25 protein-coding genes and 1 other RNA gene are annotated in these 26,851 nt (G+C 45.9%); 15 read left to right on the top strand and 11 right to left on the bottom strand.

What is annotated here, in order from left to right; genetic code table 11:
* Entirely contained in the window at window positions 1-1,707 is a 1,707-nt protein-coding gene (locus H8S52_RS00830; protein WP_186909182.1) for a tetratricopeptide repeat protein, read from the top strand.
* A 248-nt stretch (window positions 1,708-1,955) separates the two neighbouring features.
* Window positions 1,956-2,330, top strand: coding sequence for a RidA family protein (locus H8S52_RS00825; protein WP_060386007.1), 375 nt, complete (start codon window positions 1,956-1,958; stop codon window positions 2,328-2,330).
* Here the strand turns inward: H8S52_RS00825 and H8S52_RS00820 are convergent.
* Window positions 2,298-3,551: a folylpolyglutamate synthase/dihydrofolate synthase family protein gene (locus tag H8S52_RS00820; RefSeq protein ID WP_117917398.1), complete on the bottom strand. Its 1,254-nt coding sequence runs from the start codon at window positions 3,549-3,551 to the stop codon at window positions 2,298-2,300. The two genes, H8S52_RS00825 and H8S52_RS00820, sit on opposite strands and share 33 nt — an antisense overlap.
* A 152-nt stretch (window positions 3,552-3,703) precedes the next feature.
* Here H8S52_RS00820 and H8S52_RS00815 point away from each other — a divergent pair, with 152 nt between their 5' ends.
* Window positions 3,704-5,029, top strand: coding sequence for a PhoH family protein (locus tag H8S52_RS00815; protein WP_117986064.1), 1,326 nt, complete (start codon window positions 3,704-3,706; stop codon window positions 5,027-5,029).
* A gap of 108 nt (window positions 5,030-5,137) precedes the next feature.
* Here the strand turns inward: H8S52_RS00815 and H8S52_RS00810 are convergent, their stop codons facing one another.
* From H8S52_RS00810 to H8S52_RS00800, 3 genes are read right to left on the bottom strand one after another with little or no spacing between them, the layout of a single operon-like run.
* The gene (locus H8S52_RS00810; RefSeq protein ID WP_005653448.1) at window positions 5,138-6,115 is read right to left on the bottom strand and encodes a dihydroorotate dehydrogenase-like protein; all 978 of its coding nucleotides are present in this window, start codon (window positions 6,113-6,115) and stop codon (window positions 5,138-5,140) included.
* An 18-nt stretch (window positions 6,116-6,133) separates the two neighbouring features.
* Window positions 6,134-6,802 carry a YggS family pyridoxal phosphate-dependent enzyme gene (locus H8S52_RS00805; RefSeq protein WP_186909181.1) on the bottom strand — a complete coding sequence of 223 codons (669 nt, stop codon included), beginning with the start codon at window positions 6,800-6,802 and terminating at the stop codon, window positions 6,134-6,136.
* Between the two features lie 39 nt (window positions 6,803-6,841).
* The gene (locus tag H8S52_RS00800; RefSeq protein WP_005653445.1) at window positions 6,842-7,306 is read right to left on the bottom strand and encodes a DUF4494 domain-containing protein; all 465 of its coding nucleotides are present in this window, start codon (window positions 7,304-7,306) and stop codon (window positions 6,842-6,844) included.
* Window positions 7,307-7,620: 314 nt separating this feature from the next.
* Between H8S52_RS00800 and H8S52_RS00795 the strand changes: the two genes are divergently transcribed.
* Complete coding sequence (locus tag H8S52_RS00795; protein WP_117986062.1) at window positions 7,621-8,217, top strand: master DNA invertase Mpi family serine-type recombinase; 597 nt, start codon at window positions 7,621-7,623, stop codon at window positions 8,215-8,217.
* A gap of 130 nt (window positions 8,218-8,347) precedes the next feature.
* On the opposite strand, the gene H8S52_RS00790 is transcribed toward H8S52_RS00795, so the two are convergent.
* Complete coding sequence (locus H8S52_RS00790) at window positions 8,348-8,923, bottom strand: HdeD family acid-resistance protein (protein WP_186909180.1); 576 nt, start codon at window positions 8,921-8,923, stop codon at window positions 8,348-8,350.
* 125 nt (window positions 8,924-9,048) lie between these two features.
* Here H8S52_RS00790 and tpx point away from each other — a divergent pair, with 125 nt between their 5' ends.
* A complete protein-coding gene (gene tpx / locus H8S52_RS00785) occupies window positions 9,049-9,552 on the top strand; it encodes a thiol peroxidase (RefSeq protein WP_005653439.1) in 504 nt (167 codons plus the stop codon).
* A gap of 74 nt (window positions 9,553-9,626) precedes the next feature.
* Here tpx and H8S52_RS00780 read toward each other — a convergent pair whose 3' ends face one another.
* From H8S52_RS00780 to H8S52_RS00765, 4 genes are all read right to left on the bottom strand, one after another.
* Entirely contained in the window at window positions 9,627-10,271 is a 645-nt protein-coding gene (locus tag H8S52_RS00780) for a DedA family protein (protein WP_186909179.1), read from the bottom strand.
* 35 nt (window positions 10,272-10,306) lie between these two features.
* A complete protein-coding gene (locus tag H8S52_RS00775) occupies window positions 10,307-11,728 on the bottom strand; it encodes a tetratricopeptide repeat protein (protein WP_022104823.1) in 1,422 nt (473 codons plus the stop codon).
* A gap of 10 nt (window positions 11,729-11,738) precedes the next feature.
* Window positions 11,739-13,478, bottom strand: coding sequence for a glutamine--tRNA ligase/YqeY domain fusion protein (locus tag H8S52_RS00770; RefSeq protein WP_186909178.1), 1,740 nt, complete (start codon window positions 13,476-13,478; stop codon window positions 11,739-11,741).
* A 248-nt stretch (window positions 13,479-13,726) separates the two neighbouring features.
* The gene (locus H8S52_RS00765) at window positions 13,727-13,984 is read right to left on the bottom strand and encodes a hypothetical protein (protein WP_186909177.1); all 258 of its coding nucleotides are present in this window, start codon (window positions 13,982-13,984) and stop codon (window positions 13,727-13,729) included.
* 1 nt (window position 13,985) lies between these two features.
* Here H8S52_RS00765 and phoU point away from each other — a divergent pair, with 1 nt between their 5' ends.
* The 3 genes from phoU (at window position 13,986) to H8S52_RS00750 (ending at window position 16,219) form a co-directional block, all read left to right on the top strand.
* Window positions 13,986-14,681, top strand: coding sequence for a phosphate signaling complex protein PhoU (gene phoU, locus H8S52_RS00760; protein WP_005653429.1), 696 nt, complete (start codon window positions 13,986-13,988; stop codon window positions 14,679-14,681).
* A 353-nt stretch (window positions 14,682-15,034) separates the two neighbouring features.
* Complete coding sequence (locus H8S52_RS00755; protein ID WP_117904441.1) at window positions 15,035-15,637, top strand: riboflavin synthase; 603 nt, start codon at window positions 15,035-15,037, stop codon at window positions 15,635-15,637.
* 42 nt (window positions 15,638-15,679) lie between these two features.
* Window positions 15,680-16,219, top strand: coding sequence for a nitroreductase family protein (locus H8S52_RS00750; RefSeq protein ID WP_005653426.1), 540 nt, complete (start codon window positions 15,680-15,682; stop codon window positions 16,217-16,219).
* 8 nt (window positions 16,220-16,227) lie between these two features.
* Here H8S52_RS00750 and H8S52_RS00745 read toward each other — a convergent pair whose 3' ends face one another.
* Together H8S52_RS00745 and rnpB are read right to left on the bottom strand one after the other, a co-directional pair.
* Window positions 16,228-17,547, bottom strand: coding sequence for a YihY/virulence factor BrkB family protein (locus H8S52_RS00745; RefSeq protein ID WP_005653424.1), 1,320 nt, complete (start codon window positions 17,545-17,547; stop codon window positions 16,228-16,230).
* 93 nt (window positions 17,548-17,640) lie between these two features.
* Window positions 17,641-18,013, bottom strand: an RNA gene (gene rnpB, locus H8S52_RS00740) — RNase P RNA component class A.
* Window positions 18,014-18,185: 172 nt separating this feature from the next.
* On the opposite strand from rnpB, the gene H8S52_RS00735 reads away from it, so the two are divergent.
* The 7 genes from H8S52_RS00735 (at window position 18,186) to H8S52_RS00705 (ending at window position 26,625) form a co-directional block, all read left to right on the top strand.
* Entirely contained in the window at window positions 18,186-19,388 is a 1,203-nt protein-coding gene (locus tag H8S52_RS00735) for an NlpC/P60 family protein (protein ID WP_151870538.1), read from the top strand.
* Window position 19,389: 1 nt separating this feature from the next.
* Window positions 19,390-20,559 (top strand): dipeptide epimerase, encoded by a 1,170-nt coding sequence (locus H8S52_RS00730; protein ID WP_118939674.1) that lies wholly within the window; start codon window positions 19,390-19,392, stop codon window positions 20,557-20,559.
* Window positions 20,560-20,620: 61 nt separating this feature from the next.
* Window positions 20,621-21,955, top strand: coding sequence for a transglutaminase family protein (locus H8S52_RS00725; protein ID WP_186909176.1), 1,335 nt, complete (start codon window positions 20,621-20,623; stop codon window positions 21,953-21,955).
* Between the two features lie 323 nt (window positions 21,956-22,278).
* Entirely contained in the window at window positions 22,279-23,808 is a 1,530-nt protein-coding gene (locus H8S52_RS00720) for a trypsin-like peptidase domain-containing protein (protein ID WP_117906401.1), read from the top strand.
* 192 nt (window positions 23,809-24,000) lie between these two features.
* A complete protein-coding gene (locus H8S52_RS00715; RefSeq protein ID WP_002561589.1) occupies window positions 24,001-24,861 on the top strand; it encodes an RNA polymerase sigma factor RpoD/SigA in 861 nt (286 codons plus the stop codon).
* Between the two features lie 111 nt (window positions 24,862-24,972).
* A complete protein-coding gene (locus H8S52_RS00710) occupies window positions 24,973-25,365 on the top strand; it encodes a hypothetical protein (protein WP_016662114.1) in 393 nt (130 codons plus the stop codon).
* A gap of 30 nt (window positions 25,366-25,395) precedes the next feature.
* Window positions 25,396-26,625 carry a clostripain-related cysteine peptidase gene (locus tag H8S52_RS00705; protein ID WP_186909175.1) on the top strand — a complete coding sequence of 410 codons (1,230 nt, stop codon included), beginning with the start codon at window positions 25,396-25,398 and terminating at the stop codon, window positions 26,623-26,625.
* The last annotated feature ends 226 nt before the right edge of the window (window positions 26,626-26,851 follow it).

Here is a 26,851-nt window from a genome sequence, read left to right as displayed (position 1 = left end):
ATGAAAAAGAAGATTTTCCTGCTTTCCGCTCTATGCCTTTTGGAGGTACAGTGGAGCATGGCACAAGCTCCCAAATGGGTGGATAAAGCCAAACGTGCCGTATTCTCGGTGATTACTTATGGCGAGAATGATAAGATTTTGAATACCGGAAACGGTTTCTTCGTGACGGAAGACGGTGTGGCCTTGTCCGACTGTTCTTTGTTCGAAGGAGCGCAACGGGCGGTGGTCGTGAATTCGGAAGGCGTACAGATGCCGGTGGTTTCTATTATGGGTGCGAATGACATGTACGATGTCATTAAATTCCGTGTAGGTATATCCACCAAAAAAGTCCCGGCATTGAATCCGGCAACCGCGGCTCCGACTGTGGGCGCCAATGTGTATATCCTGCCTTATTCCACACAGAAAGACCGTTCCTATACTGCCGGACAAGTGAAAGTAGCGGATGAATTCTCCGGAAAGTATCACTACTATACGCTCAATCTGCGCCTGAAGGATAAGATGGTGAGCTGTCCCGTGATGACCGAAGAAGGACAGGTCTTTGCGCTTGCACAGAAGTCATCCGGCGCCGATACCGCTACAATATGCTATGCGGTAGATGCCGATTTTGCCATGGACCAGAATGTTTCGGCATTTTCCTTCAGCGATATGACTTTAAAGAATATCGGCATTAAGAAAGCACTGCCCGATACGGAAGAACAGGCGCTGGTGTTTCTCTTCATGGCTTCCTCACAGGTTGCTCCGGAGAAGTATGCAGAACTGTTGGACGATTTCATCGCTGAATATCCGAATAGTGCGGACGGCTATGTGCGCCGTGCCACCAACCGGATATACCGCTCCAAGGATGATGCCTCGATGGATAAGGTCGTGGCGGATATGGATAAAGCCCTGAGTGTGGCTCAAAAGAAAGACGACGTATATTACAACCGTGCCAAACTGATATACAATTATATGCTGGGTAATCCGGAAAAGCCCTATAAGGACTGGTCTTACGATAAGGCTGTGGATGAAATAAGAAAAGCGATTGCCGTTCAGGAACTTCCGGTGTATGTACAGACCGAAGGGGATATTTTGTTTGCAAAGCAGGATTATGCGGCAGCTTTGGCATGCTACGAAAAGGTTAATCAGTCTGATATAGCGTCGGCATCAACGTTTTTCAGTGCAGCCAAGACGAAGGAACTGATGAAAGCGCCGGCAGAAGAAGTGCTGGCACTTATGGACAGTTGTGTAGTACGTTTCACCGAACCGTACACGGAAGAAGCCGCCCCTTACTTGTTGGAACGTGCCCAAGCCCGCATGAACGCCAATCAGGCGCGTGCCGCCATGCTTGATTACGATGCTTATTATAAAGCGGTAAACGGCAAGGTGAATGATGTGTTCTATTATTATCGTGAGCAGGCTGCCTTGAAGGCCAAACAGTTCCAGCGTGCACTGAATGATATGGAGAAGGCTATTGAGCTGAGTCCGAAAGACCTGACCTACCGTGCAGAGCTTGCCGTGGTCAATATCCGTGTAGGACGTAATGAAGAAGCCTTGAAAGTGTTGCAGGATGCTTTGGCTATTGATTCTAAATATGCCGAAGCCTATCGGCTTATGGGAATTGCACAGTTGCAGATGAAAAAGAAACAGGAAGCGTGCCAAAGTTTTGCCAAGGCAAAGGAATTGGGCGACCCGAATGTGGACGGACTGATTGAAAAGCATTGTAAATAAGCGGTATACTTAACAAAATAAAGGCTCCGCTTTCACAAGCAGAGCCTTTGTTTGGGAAACTTCCCCATGCTAAAATATAAGTTAAGTCTAGGTATTAACAGGTTATGAATGAAATTTTTCTTTCGTGCATTCGTATATATAAATGCACGATTCTGGGAAATACTGCACGAGTCTTCTGATTTTTTTTGGGGAATATAGTAGGAAAAAATACTATATATTTGATAATGAACAGATAAAAGAGTGAAATTATGAAAAAAGTAATTTGTAGTCAAAAAGCTCCGGGGGCAATCGGCCCTTACAGTCAGGCTATTGAAGCAAACGGAATGGTGTTTGTATCGGGTCAGTTGCCTATCGATGCTGCTACCGGAGTAATGGCGGAAGGCGCGGAAGCCCAAGCCCGCCAGTCGTTGGAGAATGTAAAGCACATTCTGGAAGAGGCAGGATTGGGCATGGCGAATATCGTGAAGACTACCGTTTTCCTGGCGGATATGTCTTTGTTTGCCGACATGAATAAAGTATATGCCACTTATTTTGAGGGAGACTTTCCCGCGCGTTCGGCTGTTGCCGTAAAGGCGCTTCCGAAAGACGCCTTAGTGGAGATTGAGTGCATCGCGGTTCGCTAATAAATCTGCCACGATAAAGCTGCTGCCACCTACGAAGATAAAATCTTCGGGGTGGCTTTTTTCTTGCGCGGCGGTTACGGCGGCGGGAACATCCGGATAACAGTTTCCCTGCAAGCCTGCTTTGGCAGCGAGCCTGCACAGCTCCTCTTCCGGAAGGGCGCGTTTTACGCTGGCTTTGGTGAAGTAGTATACAGCATCTTTGGGAAGCAGGGCAAGCACACCGCTGATGTCTTTGTCATTGACCATTCCTATGATGATATGGAGCTGGCGGTAAGTCTGTTGTTTCAGTTGTTCTACGATGTAGGTAATGCCGCCCACATTATGTCCGGTATCACATATCAGGGTGGGGGACTCCTGTAGCTTTTGCCAGCGTCCCATTAGCCCCGTCAGTTCGCAGACACGGGCGAAGCCGTTGCGCACACTCCTTTCGTCAATGTGGTATCCGGTCTCTTTCAGCAATGGCAAGGCTGTGAGGATGGTGCGTGTGTTTTTTAGTTGATAAAGTCCCTGCAACTCTGTTTTCAGTCCGGGATAATCGTTGTTCATCCTTTCTTCTGCAAATACGACAGGGGCTTTCTCTGCCGCGGCCTTTTGCAGGAAAACCGGTTTGGTCTCGGGGGTGGTTTCGCCAATGACTACGGGAATGCCGGGTTTGATGATACCTGCCTTTTCTCCCGCTATCTTTGCCAATGTGTCGCCCAAGAACTGGGTATGGTCGAAACTTATGTTGGTTATGATGCACAAATCCGGATGAATGATGTTCGTACAGTCCAACCGGCCGCCCAGTCCGACCTCTATAACGGCTACATCCACTTTCTCATCGGCAAAATAGCGGAATGCCATCGCAGTGGTCAATTCAAAGAAAGAAGGGTGCAGAGGCTCGAAAAAGTCACGTTCTTTTTCTACAAAGTGCACTACATACTCTTCGGGTATGGGAGAGCCGTTTATACGGATGCGTTCACGGAAATCCACCAGGTGGGGAGAGGTGTAAAGGCCCACGCGGTATCCCGCCTCCTGCAATATGGCAGCCAATGTATGGGAACAGGAGCCTTTGCCATTGGTTCCTGCCACGTGGATTGTGCGGAACGAACGGTGGGGGTGTCCGAAATGTTCGTCTAATATGCGCGTGTTTTCCAAACCCTCTTTGTATGCCGAGCCGCCCACTTGCTGGAACATGGGTACGCTGTTATATAAGTAAGTTAAAGTGTTCTGATAGTCCATCTTTTATAAAAATTAACGGGAAAGCAATCCTTTCTCCTTATTAAAGTGTTATCTTTAGGAACGGCAAAGATAAGGCAATTTTATTTAAGTGTGTATGCTTGCTTTATTTTATATTGTCGGTATGAGGTATAAACAATTTAAATCTAAAGAGTATGGGAGCTAAGAAAAACTTTGTGATTGATACCAATGTTATCCTTCACGATTATAACTGTTTGAAGAATTTTCAAGAGAACGATATTTATCTTCCCATTGTAGTGCTTGAAGAACTCGATAAATTCAAGAAGGGCAACGAGCAGATAAATTTCAATGCCCGTGAGTTTGTCCGTGAGCTCGACTTGATTACCGATGATAACCTTTTTACCAAAGGCGCTCCGCTGGGCGAAGGTCTTGGACGCCTGTTCGTGGTGGCGGGTTCGGTAGATTCGCCCCGCGTGCACGACTCTTTCCCGGAACGTATTCCCGACCATCAGATACTCTCTGTCGTTGACTGGCTGACCGTGAAGAAGCCGAATATGAAGTCCATTCTTGTCACCAAGGATGTCAACCTTCGTATGAAAGCGCGCTCTATCGGTCTGCTGTGCGAGGACTATATCAACGACAAGGTCATTAACGTGGATATATTTGAAAAGTCGAACGAAGTGTTCGAAGGGATTGACCCGACTCTGATAGACCGCATCTATTCCTCTAAGGAAGGGTTGGACATCAGCGAATTCGACTTCAAGGATGTTATTCACCCCAACGAGTGTTTTATCCTGAAGAGCGACCGCAGCAGTGTGCTTGCCCGCTACAATCCTTTTACCCATTCCGTTTGCCGTGTCAATAAGACAAAGAATTACGGCATCGAACCGCGTAATGCCGAACAGAGTTTTGCTTTCGAGGTATTGAATGACCCGAACATCAAGCTGGTGGCCCTCACCGGCAAGGCAGGAACGGGTAAGACTCTGTTGGCACTGGCAGCCGCTTTGGGCAAGCTGACGGACTATAAGCAAATCCTGCTGGCGCGTCCTATCGTTGCATTGTCCAATAAAGATATAGGTTTCTTGCCGGGTGATGCCAATGAAAAGGTAGCTCCGTATATGCAGCCGTTGTTTGATAACCTGAATGTAATCAAGCATCAGTTCGCATCTAACTCAAGCGAAGTGAAAAGGTTGGAAGATATGCAGAAAAGCGACCAGCTTGTCATTGAAGCCCTCGCCTTTATCCGCGGGCGCAGCCTGAGCGAGACCTACTGCATTATCGACGAAGCGCAGAACCTTACTCCTCACGAAATAAAAACCATTATAACACGTGCCGGCGAAGGGACGAAGATGGTATTCACGGGCGACATCCAACAGATTGACCAGCCGTATCTGGACAGCCAGTCCAACGGGCTTGTCTATATGATAGACCGCATGAGAGACCAGAACCTGTTTGCCCATGTCAATCTGGTGAAGGGAGAGCGTAGCCAGCTGAGCGAACTGGCAAGTAATTTAATGTAATATCTGCTGTTTTGCCTTTCCTGGTGAAGGCGAAGAATGTGACATAAAAAAACGGATGATGCCCCACTGGTAAGCACCATCCGTTTTTATTAGTATACCATATTTTTATTATTTGCGTGCCGAGAAGTATTTCAGGAACTGGGTACGTTCGAAAGTATTTATACCGTTCAGGTCGCTTACATTCAGCATGCCTTTGAACTGGCTGATGTTTTCCATCCCTTTGCGTTCCATCCATGCGCTCAGGAAGCGGACATACTCTTCGATGATGGCGTAAGAATTCTGATAGAGTGCGCTGCATATCTCTACTGCCGAAGCGCCCGCCAAGATAGCCTTTACTACTCCTTCGGGGGCATGTATGCCGCCGGATGCCGCATAGTCCAGCTTGCTCACAGCCGCAGAGGCGATACCTATCCAGCGTAAGGATTTGGATAAATCGGCATCTGTGCTGAAGACGCTTCCGGCACTTTGAGCCATTTTTTCAATATCGATATCCGGCTGGTAGAACCGGTTGAACATTACTACTGCCGCCGCACCATTGGCATAGAGCTGGTCGATGAGTGCTATCGGATTGGTGAGGTTGTCTCCCAATTTCATGATAACAGGAATATTGACTGTTTTCCTGATATGGCTCAAGATGTCGATATGACGTTGTTCAAAAGAACCGTAAGCATATTGTATGTCGGTTTGCAAAGCAAGGATATTGACTTCCAAAGCATCTGCTCCTGCCTCTTCTATCTTTCTGGCAAACTCAATCCAGTCCGCATCCTGATAGCAGTTGATGCTGGCAATGACAGGAATGTCACAGACTTTCTTGGTTTCTTTAATCAGATTCAAATATTCGCCCAGTTTATGTTCGCGTATGTATCCTACCAGGTAATCGCTTCCTTCCGGATACATGTTGGGATCTCCAAGCCAATCGGCTTCCATCATGATTTGTTCCTCAAAAAGAGACTTGAGTACAATGGCTCCTGCTCCGGCTTCGTAAAGCTTTTGGTTCTTGGCGGCACTGTCGGTAAGTCCGGAACTGCTGATAATAATCGGGTTTTTAAGTTTTAACCCTGCAAAGGTGGTTTCTAATGTTGCCATAATAACAGTTATTAGGTATTAATATATTCTTTCTCCAAATATTTTACTTCCTACACGTACCAGGGTACTGCCGGCGGCAATGGCCTCATGGTAATCATGGGACATTCCCATTGACAGCTCCCGAAACCACTCTGCATTGGAAAACCAGGTGGCTTTAGCCTCTTGGAAGAAGTTGTTTAATGAACGGAATTCAGTTTTGATTTGTTCGGTATTGTCCGTATTCGTAGCCATGCCCATAAGTCCGCATATCCGGACATTGCCGAGCTTTTTCCATTCATCGCCTGCAAGCATCTCCCGGCATTCGTCGAAGCTGAAACCGAATTTGGTCTCTTCTTGTGCTATGTGCAGTTGAAGCAGGCAGTTTACGGTTCGTCCGGCCTTGGCTGCCTGCCTGTTGATTTCGGTAAGGAGTTTGTAGGAATCCACTCCATGAATCAGAGTAACATAGGGTACGATATATTTGATTTTATTCGTTTGCAGATGTCCGATGAAATGCCATTCGATATCTTTTGGAAGGCTCTCGTATTTGGCAGTCATTTCCTGCACCTTACTTTCTCCGAACACACGCTGCCCTGCGCTATAAGCTTCCTCTATGGCCTCGTTGGGGTGAAATTTGGAAACAGCTACCAGCCGCACCCCATCAGGTAGTTCGCTCAGTACTTGTTTTATGTTTTCTGCAATACTCATCGTATATATGATAATCTGTGAAATGAAATTTTCAGGTTCTTATACTTCCGGCTTGTCATCCGGTTCTGCGCTGTAGGGATATACATCCATGATGGCGGTTTCCGCTACCGATGCAATTTGGTAATCGGCCATTGTACCTTTCATGCCCTCATCCAGCTTCTTTACCGCATCACGCAAGTCGGCTGCCTGCACCAATACCTGGGTAGACGTTTTTTTCTCAGCACCGCTTTTCTCGTCCAATGTGATGAAAACCAGCTTGCATTTGAACCAACGGTCGGCAGCTTCCTCTTCGCATGGAAACAGTTCGCTGTAGTTGGCACGTTTGATGTCCGATACCGTGAATTCTCCTGAAATAAACGGTGTCATCTCTTCGATGATACGTGCTTCCGCTTCCGTAAAACTGAGTGCGTCTACCAGATAAGGTTCGGTAACTTTTTTGTTCATTCCGTTTTCCATTGTTTTTTCATAACGGATTTTACACTCAAACCATGTATGCATTGCCATAATCTTCTGATTTTAGTTAGTATTTTAATTAGTAAATGATTGTTTCCTCTTCCTGCCTTTTGCGGCTTGTAGAAGAAACCCTTTCCTTTTTTATCATGAAAGGATGTACAAAGATAAACGAAAAAGGGGAAAAAAGTTTGATATAGCCGGAAGAAGATTATGTTAATGCAAAACTTTTTATCTGTTTGGCGTCTGTTTGGGAATAACTCCGTATTTTGAAAACGCTTGGTAAAGGATATGACGGACCGGTTGGCTATTTTATTGGAATAACCGTTCTTTGGCGGCGTTAAACCAATAAAACAACAACAAGATTTATGGCAGTAGTAGCTTATTTGAGAGTAAGTACAGAAAAACAGTTTTTGGAAAACCAGCGAGAGGAGATTATACGCTTCGCCGAAAGGAACGGGATGAGCATTGACAGGTGGTATACGGAAACGGTCAGCGGAAGCGTCAGCAGTAAAGAACGTAAGTTGTCGGGGGTGTTGGATAAGATGCGTCCAGGCGACTCCTTGATTGTTACGGAGATATCACGGCTCAGCCGTACGCTGCTTGAGATTATGACTATTCTCAATTCGTGTATAAAAAAAGAAGTGATATTGTACAGCACCAAAGAGGGATACGTGTTTCAGAATGACATTAACAGCAAAGTGCTGGGATTTGCATTCGGACTGATGGCCGAGATAGAGCGTAATCTGATTTCAATGCGTACTAAAGAGGCGCTGGCCCGTAGAAAGCAGGAAGGAAAGCACCTGGGGCGTAAAAAGGGGGATATGCCTAAGATGAAGATACTTACGGAGAACAAGAAACAATTGCTTAAAGAGCAGAAGAAAGGAACATCCTGCTCTGAACTCGCCCGGCGGATGGGAGTGTCCAGAACAACCATGTTCCGTTTTCTGCATCATAAAAGATAAACCGGAAGTCTCCAACCGGGATGTGCTTTGATTCACTGCGGATTATACCGATTATTACAGACGGATTTAAAGCGTCCGAGGCTTACTCAAGAATATCTAATCTGTACATATCTGTGTAATCTGTGGCGAATTATGAATTGCGGGAACTTCGTTTGTGCAGATTCTTCAGTTCGAAAGAGAGCATGATGCGGAAGAATCCTATGATAAGGAATGCAAACGAAATCATATAAACGGCGTAGATAGCTCCGACCGTCGGTTGCCACAGGATAATAAGCGAGCATACGATGGCAAGGATGCCGAATGCTGTATACCAGCCCCACTCTTTTGTCCCGTACCTCTTTAAGTCCATTGCATAGCCTACCGAGGAAAATCCCCGGAACATCAGCCAGAAGGCGATGATAAACGGAATGACTTCCATGCTCAGCACAGGATAAGTCACCAGGTAGAGCCCCAAAATCATATCAATGACTCCTCCTGCCAGATACCAGCCCCAGCTGGATACCCTTTGGCGGTTGCTTACTGCAAAGGCAATTTCCAGCAAACCGCTGACCAGCATCGAGATGCTGAATAAAATGCTCAATGCGGCATATCCGTTAAAAGGGAAGAACATTAGCCCCAGAGCTACGGCTACATACAGGATGCCGAGAATAAGTGAAACCCACCAGTTTTTTACTTCCTGTTTCAGCTCATCAAAAATTGTTTTCATGTAAATCTTAATTTAAAAGTGATTATTATAAGTTCGTTGGGGGAATAACAATCTGTGGTATGAAAAGTTTTATTGAACTTTTTCAGCATCCCGTTTGTTTCTCTATTGTATAAATTGATAAAATTATGGCTACAACAAAATTTAAGGGACAACCGGTAAAAGTTATCGGTGAGTTTATAAAAGTAGGAGCAGTCGCTCCTGATTTCGAGTTGGTAAAGACGGATTTATCTTCTTTCTCTTTGAAAGAACTGAACGGGAAGAATGTAATTCTTAATATTTTTCCGAGTCTGGATACCGGCGTATGTGCTGCTTCCGTACGCAAATTCAATGAATTGGCTGCCGGTTTGCCGGATACGGTGGTATTGGCTGTTTCAAAAGACCTGCCTTTTGCACATGCCCGTTTTTGTACAACGGAAGGTATTGAGAACGTAATTCCCTTGTCCGATTTCCGTTGCTCGGATTTTGATGAAAATTATGGCGTGCGTATGGCAGACGGACCGTTGAGCGGTTTGCTGGCGCGGGCGGTGATTGTTGTCGGTAAGGATGGAAAGATTGCCTATACGGAACTCGTACCGGAGATTACGCAAGAGCCGGACTATGAAAAGGCGATTGCGGCAGTTAGGAAATAACCGCTTTGGACTTAACTATACAATAAAAAAACGGTGGATGAAGAAGGGCTATCTTTATCCACCGTTTTTTATTCTTATTTTTTCTGTTTTATTCCTTTATAAATCAGGAAACCTACAACGAATACTGCAACTGCCAGAATGATATAACCGATTTCGTGGCTGTATTCCGTAGCCAATACATAGACATCGTTGGTTGTCTTGATGTCTGTAAACCGGTATATAAAATAGCCGAGCAGCGCCAGTATCGTGTTCCAGATTCCCGCACCGAGCGTTGTGTAAAGCAGGAACGGCCCTAATTTCATGCCGGCCAGCCCTGCCGGAATACTGATAAGCTGCCGTACTGCGGGGATGAGGCGTCCAAAGAATGTGGATGCGGCGCCATGCTTCCTGAAGTACTCTTCGGCATGGTGTACTTTCGCTTCGTCAATCAGGCACATATGACCGAAACGGCTGTTGGCAAATTTATAGACAATAGGACGACCCAGCCAACGTGCAAGATAATAGTTTATGAGTGCGCCGAGATCTGCGCCGATGGTTGCGAAAATAACGACAAGGAAGATATTCATACTGTCATCGGTCATCGCTTTCCATGCAGCCGGCGGCACTATAACTTCCGATGGAAATGGGATAAATGAACTTTCGATAGTCATGAAGATGGTAACTACCCAATAATTCAGATTTTCTAAAACCCATTTGATAAGTTCTGCAGATGATTCCATATATAATACTTGTGATTAATAATTTGTTTATGTCTTTAAAATAAACCTGACCCGCCAAATATCTCTTTCACTCTTTTTATCATTTCATCCCGGTTTTTACAATCCAGCAAATCCAGCATGTTTTCCAGGTCTTTTGCCTGAAACGGGTGTGCGCAAAGCTGGTTGTACTTTAGGAAGTTCTCCATGTCGTCAAGTAACAGATAAAGGGCGGTCAGCTTCTCGTTGATATTCTCGAAGTCGGGCTCCAGTTTCTTAACCTGCTCAAAAGCCGTTTGGGCATATTGTATATGGCCCGTTTCCATGCTGCTCATGCCGATTTCATTCCAAGTATCGGCACACGGGGCACACTCTAAAGCCAAAGCCCATTTCTTTACAGCCTTGTCGAAATCTCCTTTTTCCATATACATGCCCCCCTCAATCAGATAGGGCTCTGCATCTTTCGGGCCTATCTCATGGGCTTTCTTGAAAAACAGGTCGGCCTGACGCTTTTCGCCTAAGTTATAGAGGCAAATCGCTACATGCGCATATAAAGACGGCAACATCGTTGAGTCGGTATCTTTACTGTGTATGACCAATTCAAGATGCCGGTATCCTTCTTCCCAGTGTCCTTTGGATATTTCATTGAATCCGATGAACATATGAAGGAAATTGGGGCTGACGGCTTTATACTTTTCTGCCAGGGTATAATTTTCAAGCGCGCTTTCTTCATTCCCAAGTTGATAGAAAGCATGTCCTTTCATCATATAGGCATCGGCAAATTCTTCATCTGACACGATTGCATAGTCGCATGCCTCAATGGCTTTGTCAAACAGTTGCTGTTCGAAATAGCAACGTGCCAGTCCGAACCAATAAGGAGCTGAATAAGGATTCTTGTCTATCAGCTTGTTATAGAACATTTCGGCTTTATCCTTCAGGCCTTGCGCCAGGAAACAGTCGGCTGTAACGGCCAGATACTCTTCTTCCTCGGCATATTTTTCCAATCCCCTTGTCAGCCATGGTACAGCCTTATCGGGATACCCCATATCAATATACATATAGGATACGTCCACGATGTTGGCCAGGTCCTCTTTGTCTTCTATGGAGTCAAGGAGTTGTTCAGCTTCATCTATTTTGCCTTCGCCCAAGAGAATATTGGCTTTCAGTACTTTTACTTCCGAGGAATAATCTTCGGTTATTTCCTCTATCACTTGTTTGGCCTTATCCCTTTCCCGGGCGTCCATGAAGAGATAAGCCTGCTCTACCAACAGAGGCGTACTGCCGGGGTGTAAGCTCAGACCATATTCTACGACTTCGGTAGCCTGGCTGTTTTTTCTGTGCATGGCATACCAGTCGGCAAGGTCGGCTAAATCGTCTGCATCCAGATAGATAGGTTTGTTCTCAGCTTTCGCTGCTTCATATTGTTCTGCAAGTTCTTGCAATTCCTTGTCTCTTCCGGACAACAGGTTCTTTTTACTCATTAATGTTATATTATTTGTTGATTTTCCCCCAAGTATCTTTCAAGCCTACGGTACGGTTGAACACCATTTTCTCCGGTGTAGAGTCGCGGTCTACATTGAAGTAACCGATACGCTGGAACTGCAGGTAGGAGAGGGGCTTCATACCGGCGGCAAATTTTTCGATATAGCAACATGGCAATACGTTCAGAGAATCCGGATTTATCATTTCCTTCATGGCGGTCAGCGCATCGCAATTCTTTTCTTCGCGGATGGCTGCCAGTTCGTCGCGCGGATTTTCCACTTTCCACAACCGGTCATAAAGGCGTACTTCGGCTTGCAGGCAGTGTGCGCAGCTCACCCAGTGAATCGTGCCTTTTACTTTGCGGTTAGCGCCGGGCATGCCGCTTTTGCTGTCAGGGTCGTATTCGCAGTATACTTCTGTGATTTCTCCTGCATCGTTCTTCTTACAGCCGGTACACTTCACGATGTACGCGCTTTTCAGGCGAACTTCCTGTCCGGGAGTCATGCGGAAATATTTCTTCGGAGCATCTTCCATGAAGTCATCGCGTTCTATCCACAGTTCGCGGCTGAATTCGATGTTGTGGCTGCCCTCTTCCGGACGTTCCGGGTTGTTGATGGCTTCCATTTCCTCAACCTGCCCTTCCGGATAATTGGTGATGACAAGCTTCACCGGATTCAATACTGCGGATATGCGGGTGGCGCGTGCGTTCAAGTCTTCGCGTACGGCGCTCTCCAGCAAGGCAAATTCATTGAGGGCATCGTAGGTGGTATAACCGATTTTATCGATGAATTTATGAATGGATTCGGGTGAATAGCCGCGACGGCGGAAACCGCAGATAGTCGGCATACGGGGGTCGTCCCAGCCGTTGACAAGGCCTTCTTTCACCAAAGTCAGCAGGTTGCGCTTGCTCATGAGCGTATAGCTCAGGTTGAGCTTGTTGAATTCGTACTGGTGAGGACGGTGGTCGTTCAGGTCCTTTCCTTCTTTTACCCAATCTACAAAGAGGTCGTACAACGGACGGTGAGGAACGAATTCCAGCGTACACAAGGAGTGGGTTACACCTTCGAAGTAGTCGCTTTGTCCGTGAGCGAAGTCGTACATCGGGTAAGCTTTCCAGGTAGTACCCGTACGGTGGTGCGGATGTTTCACCACGCGATAGATAATCGGGTCGCGGAAGTGCATGTTGGGACTTGCCATGTCAATTTTGGCACGGAGCACCATGGCGCCTTCCTCTATCTCGCCGGTATTCATCTTTTGGAACAGTTCGAGTGTTTCCTCGATGGGACGGTTGCGGTAAGGGCTTTCCACACCGGGTTGGGTAGGAGTGCCTTTTTGAGCGGCAATCTGCTCGGATGTCTGCTCGTCGATATATGCTTTGCCTTCTTTGATGAGGCGGATGGCGAAGTCCCATAACTGCTGGAAGTAGTCGGAGGCATAGTATTCGTTGCCCCACTGGTAACCCAGCCATTGAATATCTTCCTTGATGGCTTCCACATATTCCACATCTTCTTTGGTGGGGTTGGTGTCATCGAAACGCAGGTTGCAGACTCCGCCATGTGCGGCGGCAATGCCGAAGTCCAGACAAATGGCCTTGGCATGTCCGATGTGAAGATAACCGTTAGGCTCCGGCGGGAAACGTGTCTGTACCTTTCCGTCGTTTTTACCCTCTTTCAAATCGTTCTCTACTATTTGTTCAATGAAGTTCAGGCTCTTCTTTTCGCTTGTTTCTTCGCTTTTTATTTCTGCCATAATGCTATTGTTATTCGTATAGTGACGCAAAAGTACGACTATTTTTTCGTATATCGTTATTTCACGGGAATATATCCGCTCTTTTTTAGTGATTTCCTGTCCGGAAGGCGGCAGACACGAACCGTGAAAGCCGGAGTTTTTTGCATGCGAATTAAAGCAACGCATGTTGCATTCTTGTTACATGCGGCGGGTTTGTGCGTATTGTAACGGTTTTGTAACATGTTTGAAACATTTCTTTCAAACAATAGTCATACTGCCTTAATATTTCCCTTGTTTCTTTGTACGCGGAAAAACGTAGGCAATATGAAAAAAATACCACGTGCCGGTACGGGGAATTTCACGGCATGGTACTTCTCGTACCACGCGTTGGTACAGACACTACCACCCTTTGGTACAGTGAGTTTCATGCCGTGGTACGGGCGATACCATGCCTTGGTACGGACAGTTTCATGCGTTGGAACAAGTGATATGATTAGGAAATTGATAATTTTGAAATAGAAAAACATTATGGTGCAGTTTATCGAATCAGAGCTCGTCTTGCTGAAAAAAGAAATAGACGAAATGTGGACTTTAGTGTATAACCAGCTCGGCCGTGCCGGAGAAGCCGTACTGACTTTGGACCGCGAGCTGGCACAGCAGGTATTGGTGCGCGAACGTCGTGTCAATGCCTTCGAACTCAAGATAGACAGTGATATAGAAGACATCATCGCCCTCTATAATCCTGTCGCTATCGACTTGCGTTTTGTGCTTGCCATGCTCAAAATCAATACGAACCTGGAGCGTTTGGGCGATTTCGCCGAAGGCATAGCCCGCTTTGCGCTGAATTGCAAGGAACCGATTCTGGCAAGCGGACTGGTGAAGGAACTGCGCCTGGAGGAGATGATAAATCAAGTTTCGGCCATGCTTGAACTTGCCAAACGAGCTCTTCAGGAAGAAAGTCAGGAACTGGCAACCGCGGTATTCGCCAAAGATAACCTGCTGGATGAAATTAATGCAAATGCCACTGCTGTTCTGGCAGATTATATCGGCAAGCATCCCGAAAGCGCACTCTCTTGTCTGAATCTGGTTAGTGTTTTCCGTAAGCTGGAACGTTCCGGAGACCATATTACGAATATCGCCGAGGAAATAGTGTTTTTTATCGATGCGAAGGTGCTGAAACATAGCGGACGTACGGACGAACACTATGCAGACGATAAGAAATAGTCAACTTTTTAGGATATTTTTAGTGTTTAATGGAAAATAGCCCTATATTTGCCCATTGAAAACGATTGCAGATGTAGAAATTTGCTTTGAAATGATAATAAAATCAAAAGAATTACAGAAAAGATGTTATAAGACATGTTTTTTAATTTGGTTGGTATCTTGAAAAGCGGCTATCTTTGCAACGTTATCCTGAAAACAATCTTTTTACCTTAAAAAAAACTAATACCTATTGAAAACTGAAAAAGGAGGCTTTGTGAAAAGCTTCCTTTTTTTCATTTCTATATGAGACCCTTTTTGTATCTTTGTCGCATCCGCAATGCGGGTAATATCTAAATTTAAATTGTAACAAGCTTATGTTTTCCGGAATAGTAGAAGAATGTGCCACACTGGTGGCTATGGTCAGAGACCAAGAAAACGTGCACTTTACTTTCAAGTGTTCGTTCGTAAATGAATTAAAAATAGACCAGAGCGTATCTCATAATGGCGTATGCCTTACGGTTGTCAGCATGACGGATGATACTTATACGGTGACGGCGATGAAAGAGACGCTGGACCGTTCCAATCTCGGCTTGTTGGAAGTAGGCGATGAAGTGAACGTGGAGCGCAGCATGATGATGAACGGCCGTCTGGACGGACACATCGTACAGGGACACGTAGACCAAACGGCAACCTGTGTGGACATAAAGGATGCCGAGGGCAGCTATTACTTTACGTTCCGGTATGCCTTTGATAAGGAAATGGCGAAGCGCGGTTATATCACCGTGGATAAAGGCTCGGTAACCGTAAACGGTGTCAGCCTGACCGTGTGCAACCCTACGGACGATACCTTTCAGGTAGCCATTATCCCTTATACCTTCGAGCATACCAATTTCCACGCTTTCAAGGTGGGGAGCGTAGTGAATCTCGAATTCGATATTATCGGTAAATATATCAGCAGAATGATACAGTATAAATAGAGTTATAACTCATAATTTATAATTCATAACTCATATCTTATTATGAATGATTTTTTGCAATTGGCCGCTTCACGTCAAAGCGACCGTGCTTATGATATGTCCCGTGCGGTAGAGCCGGAGAAGTTGGAACGTATTTTGGAAGCTGCCCGGCTGTCGCCTTCGGCATGCAATGCACAGCCGTGGCGTTTTGTGGTGATCACCGATCCGGAACTTGCTGTAAAAGTGGGTAAGGCCACTGCCGGATTGGGGATGAATAAGTTTGCCAAAGATGCTCCGGTACATATTCTGGTGGTGGAAGAATCCATGAATATCACTTCTTTCTTGGGCGCCAAGATTAAGGACAAGTATTTCCCTCTGATAGATATCGGCATTGCCACCGCTCATATTACGCTGGCTGCCGAAAGCGAGGGGCTGGGTTCGTGCATCCTGGGCTGGTTCGATGAAAAGGAGATTAAGAAGCTTACCGGCATTCCTGCCAATAAACGTCTGTTGCTCGACATCACGATAGGCTATCCGGCAAAAGACAAACGGAAGAAGTCCAGGAAATCCAAGGACAAGGTTGTTTCATACAACCATTATTAAAGCTACCGTTACAGGTCTTTCAGCAGTACTTGGCTTGCACTCTTGTAGTACTCTTCCCGTGCTTTCATCAGTGTTTCCCATTGCCCGTGGAATTCTTTGTCCTTGTCTATCTTGAAGTCCTCGGAACCGTGAGTGTCCAGCTTGTCCAGCAGGAGAGCAACGTTCAGCTTGCTGATGTCCATGGAAGGCTGGTAGGCGATGTCCTGGCTTTTGGCATCGGTCACCACTTCGTGCAGAAGGTTGATTTCCTGCAGTTCATAAAGAGTCTGGTTGGTCAGGCGTATGGGTATCTGGCATTCCTCGGATATGTCTTCGGCGGTATAGGGCGGTTCGTTCTTTTCAAAACGTTTGGCTACGAACGACATGATGAGGATGGAGATGAAGTCGCGGTAACGGCGGCTGATGTTGCGTGCATCCTTATCGAAACTGAAGTTCCGGATGTTTTGTCCGGCATACGTCAGTTCCGCTCCGAAAAGGCAGATGGTCCACGATATCTGCAACCACAACAGGAACATGGGAAGTGCCGCAAAACTACCGTAAATGGCGTTGTAACGGGATACCCACAACTGGCTGCTGATATAGAGGAACTGGAACGCCTGGTGTGCCGTACCTGCCAGAATGCCCGAAATCAGCGCATGCTTGAGTTTCACCTTTGTATTGGGCATGAAAACATACAGTGCCGTGAACATCACCCATGTCAGCACAAAAGGTATGAGGCGGATTAGGAATTTGCCGATGGGAGCGAGCAGGGTGAAGTCTGTCACATTCTTCAGCATGGTGCTCATAAATATGGAAAGACCGCCCGAAACTACCAGCAGAAGGGGTATCAGCAGGAGCATGGAGAAGTAATCCGTGATTTTACGGTACATGCTTCTTGCTTTTTTTACCTGCCAGATGCGGTTGAAGGTAATCTCCATGTTGTTAATCAGGTTGAGCACCGTCCACAATAACATGATCAGGCCCACGCCGATGAATATGCCGTTTTTGGTTTGCGATAGATAGGAGTTGACGAATTGAAAGATAACTTCCGTTGTTTCCGACGGGCCGCCGAAGCCTTGAACGATTTGACTCTCCATCAGATTGTCGAAGCCGAACCCGCGTGCAATGGCAAACACAATGGCCAGGATAGGTACAATAGCCAGTAAAGTGCTATATGTCAATGCCGATGCCTTGTTTACAAGCCTGTCTTTGGTAAAGCGGTTGATGCAGAGATAAATGGTCTTGATAATATTATATAAGGAGAAAGTCGTTTTAGTGACTTCATCTTCTGTAATACGCCAGATGTCGTATGTCAGGAATTTCCAAAGGGTGGCAATGCGCTTGTTCATGCTAAATTGAAAAATGAGAATCGAGAATTGAAAAACGATAGTATGCCGAAAGGGCTTTATTTCTTAATTCTCAATTTTTAATTTTTAATTTAAAAAAGCAGTCGGTCTGTAAGCCGGGTTCTGTTCCCTGATTCAGCAATTGAATCAAGGCGTCTGTCATTTATCTGAGCCGTATGTTGCCATACAGGCTTTAGCGGTCTACCCTCCGACATGGAGCGAGCAACTCTCATAACGTCGGTTTACATGACCTTACAACTCCTAAGACGTACAGCCCTTGTGTCGCCACAAGGCCGGTGGGCTCTTACCCCACCTTCTCACCCTTACCACAACCCCGGAAGGCATGGCGGTTATTTTCTTCTACGTTACTCTACCCTCGCGGACAGCTTTCTGTTAGGAAGTAGGATGCTCTGTGTTGCCCGGACTTTCCTCATGCGCACGGGGCGCAAGCGACAGACCGACCAACTGCTTTGAGGTGCAAAGATAGGAATTTTTTAGTGATTGACGTCAGGTGACCGGTGATTTGTTCGTTATCGGTGTTTTATTTGTGTAATTTCTTAAAAACACTGAAAATATGTATCTCTTTCAGAATAATTTGTTAGCTTTGCTAACATTAATAACCCCCAAATTCATATAAGCTTATGAAAAAGTTAGCCTCACTCTTTGCTGTGTTTCTCTTGATACCTCTATTTACCGTTGCTTCGGAGTCCGGAGATCGTGATATACCGGCAGAGGTGGCACACCTTACCGACAGTTTGAAAAAACAGTTTGCACCGGACAGGCGTGTGGCATTGCTGGATATAGATTATTCTTTTTCCGATAAGAATGTGATGCTGCGTGGCGTCACTACTTCGGCAGAAGCGAAAAACGTATTGTTGAAGGAACTGGCAAGAAAAGGCTATACCGTAATGGACTGTCTTGAACTGCTTCCCGATGTGAAGGGGCTGGAAGGCAAAACCTGCGGTATTATCAATGTGTCTGTGGCAAATATGCGTGTCGCTCCGGATTTTTCGTCGGAAATGATGACGCAGAGTTTGATGGGGATGCCAGTGCGCGTATTGCAGCGCGATGGCTGGGTGCGTATCCAGACTCCCGACAATTATATCGCTTGGGTGCATCGTGTGGGTGTACATCCGGTGACCGAAGAAGAAATGGCTGCGTGGAACAAGGCGGAAAAGATCGTTGTGACCGCTCATTACGGTTTTGTTTATTCCGAGCCAAACCAAACTTCACAAACGGTTTCGGACGTTGTGGCCGGCAACCGTTTGAAGTGGGAAGGGAGCAAGGGAGCTTTCTACAAGGTGACCTATCCCGACGGTCGCCGGGGATACATCTCCAAATCCATAGCCATGCCCGAGAAGAAATGGCGTTCCGGCTTGCAGCAGGATGCCGCCGGCATTATCCGTACGGCACACACCATGATGGGAATACCTTATCTTTGGGCGGGAACTTCATCGAAAGGCGTGGATTGCAGCGGATTTATGCGTACCATACTTTTTATGCACGACATCATTATACCACGTGATGCTTCCCAGCAGGCTTATGTGGGCGAGCATATAGACATTGCAGCCGATTTCTCCAACCTGCAACCGGGCGATTTGATATTCTTCGGCCGCAAGGCAACTCCGGAACGTAAAGAACGGGTCGTACACGTGGGTATGTATATTGGCGGCAAGCGTTTCATCCATTCGCAGGGCGATGTGCATATCAGCAGTTTCGACCCGGCAGATGAATTGTTCGATGAGTACAATCTCGGGCGGTTGCTGTTCGCTACGCGCGTATTACCTTATATAAATAAGGAAGAGGGATTAAATACGACGGAAACCAATGAATACTATAAATGACATGCAAAACAGAAGAGACTTTTTAAAGACCGCCGCCTTTGCCGCCTTAGGTTCGGGCATGGCTATCAATAGCGTATTGGCAGGTGAGGGTGCGGCGCCTGCTTTGTTCAATATCAATAAGAGTGGCGTTACGCCTAAGATGAAGCTGCGTTTCTTTCCGTATGAACTGAAGTTGCGTCATGTGTTTACGGTGGCTGCTTATTCGCGCACCACCACTCCCGATGTGCAGGTCGAAATAGAGTATGATGGCATCATCGGTTATGGCGAAGCCTCCATGCCGCCCTATCTGCAACACGAATTGGGCACGATGGACAGCGTACTGGCTTTCTTAAAGAAAGTGCAGGATGTTATCGGACAGTTCTCCGATCCTTTCCGGCTGGAAGATATCCTGAGTTATATAGACAGTCTCTCTGCAGGAGATTCGGCGGCCAAGACTGCGGTGGATATTGCCTTGCACGATTTGGTGGGTAAATTGTTGCAGGCCCCTTGGTATAAAATCTGGGGATTGGATAAGGAGAAAGCGCCTTCTACCACCTTTACCATCGGTATTGATACGCCCGATGTGGTGCGTGAAAAGACCAAAGAGTGTGCCGGGCAGTTCAATATCCTGAAGGTGAAGCTGGGGCGCGACAACGATAAGGAGATGATCGAGACCATCCGCTCGGTAACCGACCTGCCTATCGCCATTGACGCCAATCAGGGCTGGAAAGACAAACACTATGCGCTTGATATGATTCACTGGCTGAAAGAGAAAGGCATTGTGATGATAGAGCAGCCCATGCCTAAAGAGCAATTGGATGATATTGCGTGGGTAACCGGGCAAAGTCCGTTGCCGGTATTTGCAGATGAATCCATCCAACGCTTAAAAGATATAGTAGGGCTGAAAGATGCTTTTACCGGTATCAATATCAAGCTGATGAAATGTACCGGTATGCGTGAGGCATGGAAGATGGTGACACTGGCGCGTGCTTTGGGCATGAAAGTAATGGTGGGGTGCATGACCGAAACTTCGTGTGCCATTTCTGCGGCTGCACAATTTTCTCCGGCAGTTGATTTTGCCGATTTGGACGGCAGTTTGCTGATAGCCAACGACCGTTTCAAGGGAATGGAAGTTGTAAAGGGAAAGATTACACTGCCGGACTTGCCGGGTATTGGAGTCGTGAAGATATAAAAGTACGGAAATCATACAGTGACAGGTGCTCCTGATATAAACTGATTTACTTATATAATCCATGAAGAATCTGCTATATATTGTCTTTTTGTTTGTTTTTGTTTCTGCTTGCAGCACGAAACCGGAGAATAAACCATACAGTTGGGATGATGATTTGCACCAGCGTCTGCTTACGGATTTTTGTTTGACGGAATCTCAGGTCAAGGACTATATCAGAAAGTATATCCCTGATGTAACGGACGAACAGATGCGGCAGTGGGAAGCATCCAATGCTTTGGAGTGCATGGTTCTGGATGGCGAAAAACGCTATTTCCGTAATGCCGGTCCTAACCTGTTTCGTGTGGATTCTGCCTGCTATGATATAAAGATAGCCAAAGAGGGCACTGCTCTAAGCGGAAGTGAGAAGGTGAATAAAGAGAATCTGCCCGAAGTGATTACCGCCGTGAAGAAAGAAAACAAGGCGATAGTCGCTCCTAAGCGGATGCGTGTCACTTATACGCTGACGGTAGACACCAATGCCGTTCCTGCCGGAAAGCTGGTTCGCTGCTGGTTGCCTTATCCCCGTACCGACCAGGCCCGGCAGCGGGATGTGAAGTTCATCTCTGCCAGTGAGCCGGAGTATGTCTTTTCTCCGCAAGAGTGCCGGCATAGCACGCTCTATATGGAAAAGTGTGCGGTACAAGGAGAGCCTACCGTGTTCTCCGAAACATTTGAATATACCTCCTGCGGAGAGTGGCATAATCTGCGTGCGGAAGATGTTCTGCCTTATGATACGACTGCCGCTCTTTATAAAGAGTATACCGCCGAGCGGGAGAAACACATCGTCTTCTCTCCGCGGCTGCGTGAGTTGGCTGCCAAGTTGACAGCAGGTGAAACCAATCCTTATTTAAAGGCGAAGCGCATCTTCCGTTGGATTAACGACCACTTCCCCTGGGCATCTGCCCGCGAGTATTCCACGATTGAGAATATTCCGGAATATGTATTGGACAACCGTCACGGCGATTGCGGTCAGGTCAGCCTTTTATTCATAACCTTATGCCGCATCAGCGGCATTCCCGCACATTTTCAGAGCGGGTTCATGATGCATCCCCGTGCTTGGAACCTGCACGATTGGGCGGAAGTATATTTTGAAGGTGTTGGGTGGGTGCCTGTAGACCAATCGTTCGGAATCCCGGCTTTTGCCCGCAATGCCGATGAAGAGTATTTCTTCCTGGGTGGTATCGACTCCTGGCGCATGATTGTAAATACCGATTACGGCATGCCGTTAGTGCCCGAAAAGAAGTATCCGCGTAGCGAAACCGTGGATTTCCAGCGCGGCGAGGTAGAGTGGGAAGGTGGAAACCTTTATTTTCCGCAATGGAGTTACCATATGGACATCGATTACCTTAATTATTAAGGTATGGCATACAGCTTGAAAACAGATGATGTGTTGAGGCGAAACGCATCATCTGTTGAACCTCAACGCATCATCCGTTACAGGCAAACGGATGGTGCGTTTTTGTTTTGTCTATCTGTCAGTCTTTTAACAGACAGTAATCGTGCATAAATGCTAATTTGTCAGCTTCTGCCGTTAACCGCTGTTAAGTCCCAAATATTCACTGTTAAAAGAGAACAAAAAAGAGTGACAAGCGGAATAACAGAACGATTTTTGTCGTTATTTTAACGTCAGAATGTTAAATGAGATTTGAATATTAACAATTAAAGAAAATAGAAAGTAATATGAAACAGACAACAAAAAACATCCTTGGAGTTGCAGCCATTGTAGTTCTGAGTGCAGGAGTGGCCGGTGTTACCACTTATAAGATGCAGAATAAGGAAAAGTCTGCTACATTTAGCGAATTGTTCCAGCAGAACCCTAATAATTTACGGTTGGCTGCTTATAACGCGACGGATGCGCAGCCTGTTGACCTGACGCAAGCGGCAGAAAGTTCGGTTCATGCCGTAGTACATATACGTGCCAAACAGTTGAGCAAGACTCAGACAGTGCAGAGCATGCCGGATATTTTTGACTTCTTCTTCGGTGACGGTCGCGGACAGCAGCGTCAGATACAGACCCAACCGCGCGTAGGTTTCGGCTCCGGCGTGATTATTTCCAAAGACGGCTATATCGTAACCAACAACCACGTGGTTGAGGGTGCTGATGAAATTACCGTGAAACTGAACGATGACCGCGAGTTGAAAGGCCGCATCATCGGTACTGACCCCAGCACCGACCTTGCGCTGATTAAGATTGAGGGTGACGATTTCCCCACAGTACCGGTAGGCAACTCCGACGAACTGAAAGTAGGTGAGTGGGTGTTGGCGGTAGGTAACCCGTTCAACCTGAACTCTACCGTAACAGCCGGTATCGTCAGTGCAAAGGCTCGTGCCATCGGCGCAACGGCGTCCAACGGACAGGCTGCGAATATCCAGTCCTTCATCCAGACGGATGCTGCCATCAATCAGGGCAACAGTGGTGGTGCGCTGGTTAATGCAAGAGGTGAGCTGGTAGGTATCAACGCCATGTTGTATTCACCGACAGGTGCATACTCCGGCTACGGCTTTGCAATCCCCACCAGCATCATGACGAAAGTTGTAGCGGACTTGAAGCAGTTCGGTACGGTACAGCGTGCTTTGCTGGGTATTACCGGTACTACATTGGGCACAGACCTGCAAATGGACGAAAGACTGGCTGAGGAAATGAAGAAGAAAGCCGACGAACTCGGTGTGAAGGAAGGTGTCTTGATTGCCGAAGTTGTAGAAGGCGGTTCTGCTGCCGGTGTGTTGAAGTCGGATGACGTTATCATCGGTATTGACGGTAAGAAGGTGCATAAGTTTACCGATTTGCAGGAAGTGCTGGCTAAGCATCGTCCGGGCGATAAAGTAAAGGTGAAGGTAATCCGTGACAAGAAAGAGAAGGAATTTGTATTGACGCTGAAGAACTCTCAAGGCAATACGAAAGTAGTGAAAGATGCCGGAATGGAACTGTTGGGTGCAGCTTTCAAGCCTGTATCTTCCGAATTGAAGAGACAACTTAACTTGGGTTACGGTTTGGAAGTAACCGGAGTGTCCAACGGTAAAATGGCAGATGCCGGTATCCGTAAGGGATTCATCATCCTCAAGGCGAACAATGTACAGATGAAGTCGGTAGAGGACATGGAGCAGGTACTGAAAGCTGCCGCCCAATCTCCCGAACAAGTGTTGTTTATCACCGGTATGTTCCCGTCGGGCAAGCGTGCAAGTTATGCTGTTGATTTGAGCCAGGAATAACAAAAACATGATAATCAGGTAAGAAGATTGTAATATAAGCAAAGAAAGATGAAAAGAAAGGTGTCGGCGAATACTTGCCGACATCTTTTTTGTTGTATAAGTAAGGTATAAATAAGGTGAAAAAGTTTCGGCATGTTAGTGTTGTAATAAATAATTTGTCGTAACTTTGCAACCCAAATCTGTATTATAAGAATGAGACAACTAAAAATTACCAAAAGTATCACTAACAGAGAGAGCGCTTCTCTTGACAAGTATTTGCAGGAAATCGGTCGCGAAGACCTCATTACAGTCGAAGAAGAGGTAGAGCTCGCTCAGCGCATCCGCAAGGGTGACCGTGTTGCACTGGAGAAATTGACACGTGCCAATCTGCGTTTCGTTGTATCTGTAGCCAAACAGTACCAGAACCAGGGTTTGAGTTTGCCCGACTTGATTAACGAGGGTAATTTAGGACTGATTAAGGCTGCCGAAAAGTTCGATGAGACACGTGGTTTCAAGTTCATCAGTTATGCAGTATGGTGGATACGTCAGTCCATTTTGCAGGCTTTGGCAGAGCAGTCGCGTATTGTGCGTCTTCCCTTGAACCAGGTAGGCTCGCTGAATAAAATCAGCAAGGCCTTCTCCAAGTTCGAGCAGGAAAACGAACGCCGCCCGTCGCCCGAAGAACTTGCCGATGAACTGGAAATCCCTGTTGACAAAATCTCCGATACGCTGAAGGTTTCCGGCCGCCATATTTCGGTAGACGCGCCTTTCGTTGAAGGAGAAGACAACAGCTTGCTCGATGTGCTGGTCAACGACGACTCTCCTATGGCCGACCGCTCTTTGGTGAACGAGTCTCTTGCGAGGGAAATTGATAGAGCTCTTTCTACGTTAACCGATAGGGAAAAAGAAATCATACAGATGTTTTTCGGTATCGGACAGCAGGAAATGACATTAGAGGAAATCGGCGACAAATTCGGTCTCACACGTGAGCGTGTCCGCCAGATTAAGGAAAAAGCAATCAGAAGATTAAGACAAAGTAATCGTAGTAAATTGCTCAAATCTTATTTGGGATAAATAAGAATATCGGTTTCTGACAAATAAAAGAAATTAAGAAAACCGGTCTGTCCAGAGTGGATGGCCGGTTTTTTTATTATCTTTGCCCCATTAAACAATCAAAAAGAAGTTATGAAGCACATAAAAATAGTATTTGCAGTGATGCTCGTATTTACTTTGTGTACAGCATTTACAATGAAAAGCCATAAGCCTGTTTATGCTTTTGGCGTAGCGGCGTCTTTCAATGATTCGGTAGTGTATTGTACGGAAATCCAAGTATTGGACAGTACGGCACTGGACAAGAACGGCTTTTTGCCCAAGCGTGACTTGTACAGCTATCAATTGAAAAACTATCTGGAATACGATTTGAAGAAACCCGATTATACGTGTATGATCTATTTCAGTGAGAATAAAAAGAAACTGGAAAAGGAAGCTGTCAAGGTAAAGGCGAAGTATAAGAAGAGCACAATGGTGTTGCAGGCTATTACGTCGGATAAGTTCAGTTTTAAGAAGCCGGAAGAGTAATCGGTGCGTTGCAACAATTATACGATACCTATGAGAATGAAGCTTTATACATTGCTGTGCATATCTTTTTTCCTTTTGTTTACGGCTTGTAATCAAGATGATGATCCGGTGCCACCTGAGAAAGTTAGCCGGACTGTGTTGGTCTATATAATGGCAGACAATAGTTTGTCAAATTACGCATCATTGGATATTGATGAGATGATGGTAGGAATGGCTGCCGTGGATGCTTCAGACAACAATCTTTTAGTTTATGTAGACGATAATAGTAGGGAAGGCTCTCCGTCCTATAATCCTCCTACGCTGTTTCGTTTGTCAAAAGATAAATCCGGTACTGTGTTGAAGGAAGTTGTGAGGGAGTATAAAGAGCAGGTTTCTACTGATGCCTCGGTGATGGAGGAAGTTATGAAGCGTACATTTGCTGAATATCCCGCAGAGAGTTATGGGTTAGTGGTTTGGTCGCATGGAGAAGGATGGATTCCCAGTCCTTTGCCAATTGTAAAAAAGACTTCTACACGCTGGATAGGTGAAGATAGCGGTCATCATCTGAATATTGCTGATATGGCTTTCATATTTGAAAAAGTAGGATGTCATTTGGATTTTATCTTGTTTGACGCTTGTTTCGGACAGTCCGTAGAAGTAGTGTATGAATTGCATGACTATGTTGATTATATTATAGGTTCTCCAACAGAAATCCCAGGACCAGGCGCTTCTTATGATAAAGTCGTACCGGCTATGTTTGCTGCGGCTAATGTAGGAATAGAGATTGGTAAAGCATATTATGATCCTTATGCAGCTTTATATACAGGGGACCGTCCTAGTCGTTTTGAAGATCCTTGGACTGCTGGTGTTTCTGTATCTGTTATAGATTGTGCTGCTTTAGAAAATTTGGCGTCTGTGACGAAGCAGACTTTGAGTTCAGACCCGATACTATTGAATCTACTTTTAAATAGTAATATATATAATTATGATAGACGTGCTAAGTCGAGTAGTTCGTATATTGGCTATTATGATATGAGACAGTTAATGCAATACTTGTCTTCGGATATAGATAATTGGACAAGTGCAGCTAATAATGCAATTATTTATTGGAAAGCCACTCCAAAGAATTATTCGTCTTATATCGGAATGTTCCCTATATCGCAGGGGCGGACTTGTGGTGTGTCTCATTATATTCCTTTTTCCTTAGATTCTCAGGCTGCTGCCGCATATCGTTCTACAGCTTGGTATACGGCTGCCGGTCTTAATAAAATAGGGTGGTAATTCTTCTTCCGTAAAGGGCTACTTTAGCACACTAAAGTTTAACTTTGAAATGCTAAAGTAGCCCTTTACGGAAGAAGAATTACCACCTGTCTTTTCTCTGCTTCTACGTTTTTTCTTCATCTCTTGATTAAAACCTTTTCTTTTATTATCATCTTTATGCCCATATTACTCTCTAAAATATAACCTATTAACATTATTTTCCTAAGGAAACTATTTTATATTGGAA

This window comes from Bacteroides sp. NSJ-48 (assembly GCF_014287405.1).
GTDB lineage: Bacteria > Bacteroidota > Bacteroidia > Bacteroidales > Bacteroidaceae > Bacteroides > Bacteroides stercoris.
The sequence above is the reverse complement of the archived record's forward strand: the minus strand, read 5'-3'. Positions and strand labels throughout refer to the sequence as shown.

Excerpts from the sequence above, each read along its gene's own strand:
- H8S52_RS00830 (WP_186909182.1), top strand. The coding sequence starts at position 1 with ATGAAAAAGAAGATTTTCCTGCTTTCCGCTCTATGCCTTTTGGAGGTA.
- H8S52_RS00825 (WP_060386007.1), top strand. The coding sequence starts at position 1,956 with ATGAAAAAAGTAATTTGTAGTCAAAAAGCTCCGGGGGCAATCGGCCCT.
- H8S52_RS00820 (WP_117917398.1), bottom strand. The coding sequence starts at position 3,551 with ATGGACTATCAGAACACTTTAACTTACTTATATAACAGCGTACCCATG.
- H8S52_RS00815 (WP_117986064.1), top strand. The coding sequence starts at position 3,704 with ATGGGAGCTAAGAAAAACTTTGTGATTGATACCAATGTTATCCTTCAC.
- H8S52_RS00810 (WP_005653448.1), bottom strand. The coding sequence starts at position 6,115 with ATGGCAACATTAGAAACCACCTTTGCAGGGTTAAAACTTAAAAACCCG.
- H8S52_RS00805 (WP_186909181.1), bottom strand. The coding sequence starts at position 6,802 with ATGAGTATTGCAGAAAACATAAAACAAGTACTGAGCGAACTACCTGAT.
- H8S52_RS00800 (WP_005653445.1), bottom strand. The coding sequence starts at position 7,306 with ATGGCAATGCATACATGGTTTGAGTGTAAAATCCGTTATGAAAAAACA.
- H8S52_RS00795 (WP_117986062.1), top strand. The coding sequence starts at position 7,621 with ATGGCAGTAGTAGCTTATTTGAGAGTAAGTACAGAAAAACAGTTTTTG.
- H8S52_RS00790 (WP_186909180.1), bottom strand. The coding sequence starts at position 8,923 with ATGAAAACAATTTTTGATGAGCTGAAACAGGAAGTAAAAAACTGGTGG.
- tpx (WP_005653439.1), top strand. The coding sequence starts at position 9,049 with ATGGCTACAACAAAATTTAAGGGACAACCGGTAAAAGTTATCGGTGAG.
- H8S52_RS00780 (WP_186909179.1), bottom strand. The coding sequence starts at position 10,271 with ATGGAATCATCTGCAGAACTTATCAAATGGGTTTTAGAAAATCTGAAT.
- H8S52_RS00775 (WP_022104823.1), bottom strand. The coding sequence starts at position 11,728 with ATGAGTAAAAAGAACCTGTTGTCCGGAAGAGACAAGGAATTGCAAGAA.
- H8S52_RS00770 (WP_186909178.1), bottom strand. The coding sequence starts at position 13,478 with ATGGCAGAAATAAAAAGCGAAGAAACAAGCGAAAAGAAGAGCCTGAAC.
- H8S52_RS00765 (WP_186909177.1), bottom strand. The coding sequence starts at position 13,984 with ATGTTTTTCTATTTCAAAATTATCAATTTCCTAATCATATCACTTGTT.
- phoU (WP_005653429.1), top strand. The coding sequence starts at position 13,986 with ATGGTGCAGTTTATCGAATCAGAGCTCGTCTTGCTGAAAAAAGAAATA.
- H8S52_RS00755 (WP_117904441.1), top strand. The coding sequence starts at position 15,035 with ATGTTTTCCGGAATAGTAGAAGAATGTGCCACACTGGTGGCTATGGTC.
- H8S52_RS00750 (WP_005653426.1), top strand. The coding sequence starts at position 15,680 with ATGAATGATTTTTTGCAATTGGCCGCTTCACGTCAAAGCGACCGTGCT.
- H8S52_RS00745 (WP_005653424.1), bottom strand. The coding sequence starts at position 17,547 with ATGAACAAGCGCATTGCCACCCTTTGGAAATTCCTGACATACGACATC.
- H8S52_RS00735 (WP_151870538.1), top strand. The coding sequence starts at position 18,186 with ATGAAAAAGTTAGCCTCACTCTTTGCTGTGTTTCTCTTGATACCTCTA.
- H8S52_RS00730 (WP_118939674.1), top strand. The coding sequence starts at position 19,390 with ATGCAAAACAGAAGAGACTTTTTAAAGACCGCCGCCTTTGCCGCCTTA.
- H8S52_RS00725 (WP_186909176.1), top strand. The coding sequence starts at position 20,621 with ATGAAGAATCTGCTATATATTGTCTTTTTGTTTGTTTTTGTTTCTGCT.
- H8S52_RS00720 (WP_117906401.1), top strand. The coding sequence starts at position 22,279 with ATGAAACAGACAACAAAAAACATCCTTGGAGTTGCAGCCATTGTAGTT.
- H8S52_RS00715 (WP_002561589.1), top strand. The coding sequence starts at position 24,001 with ATGAGACAACTAAAAATTACCAAAAGTATCACTAACAGAGAGAGCGCT.
- H8S52_RS00710 (WP_016662114.1), top strand. The coding sequence starts at position 24,973 with ATGAAGCACATAAAAATAGTATTTGCAGTGATGCTCGTATTTACTTTG.
- H8S52_RS00705 (WP_186909175.1), top strand. The coding sequence starts at position 25,396 with ATGAGAATGAAGCTTTATACATTGCTGTGCATATCTTTTTTCCTTTTG.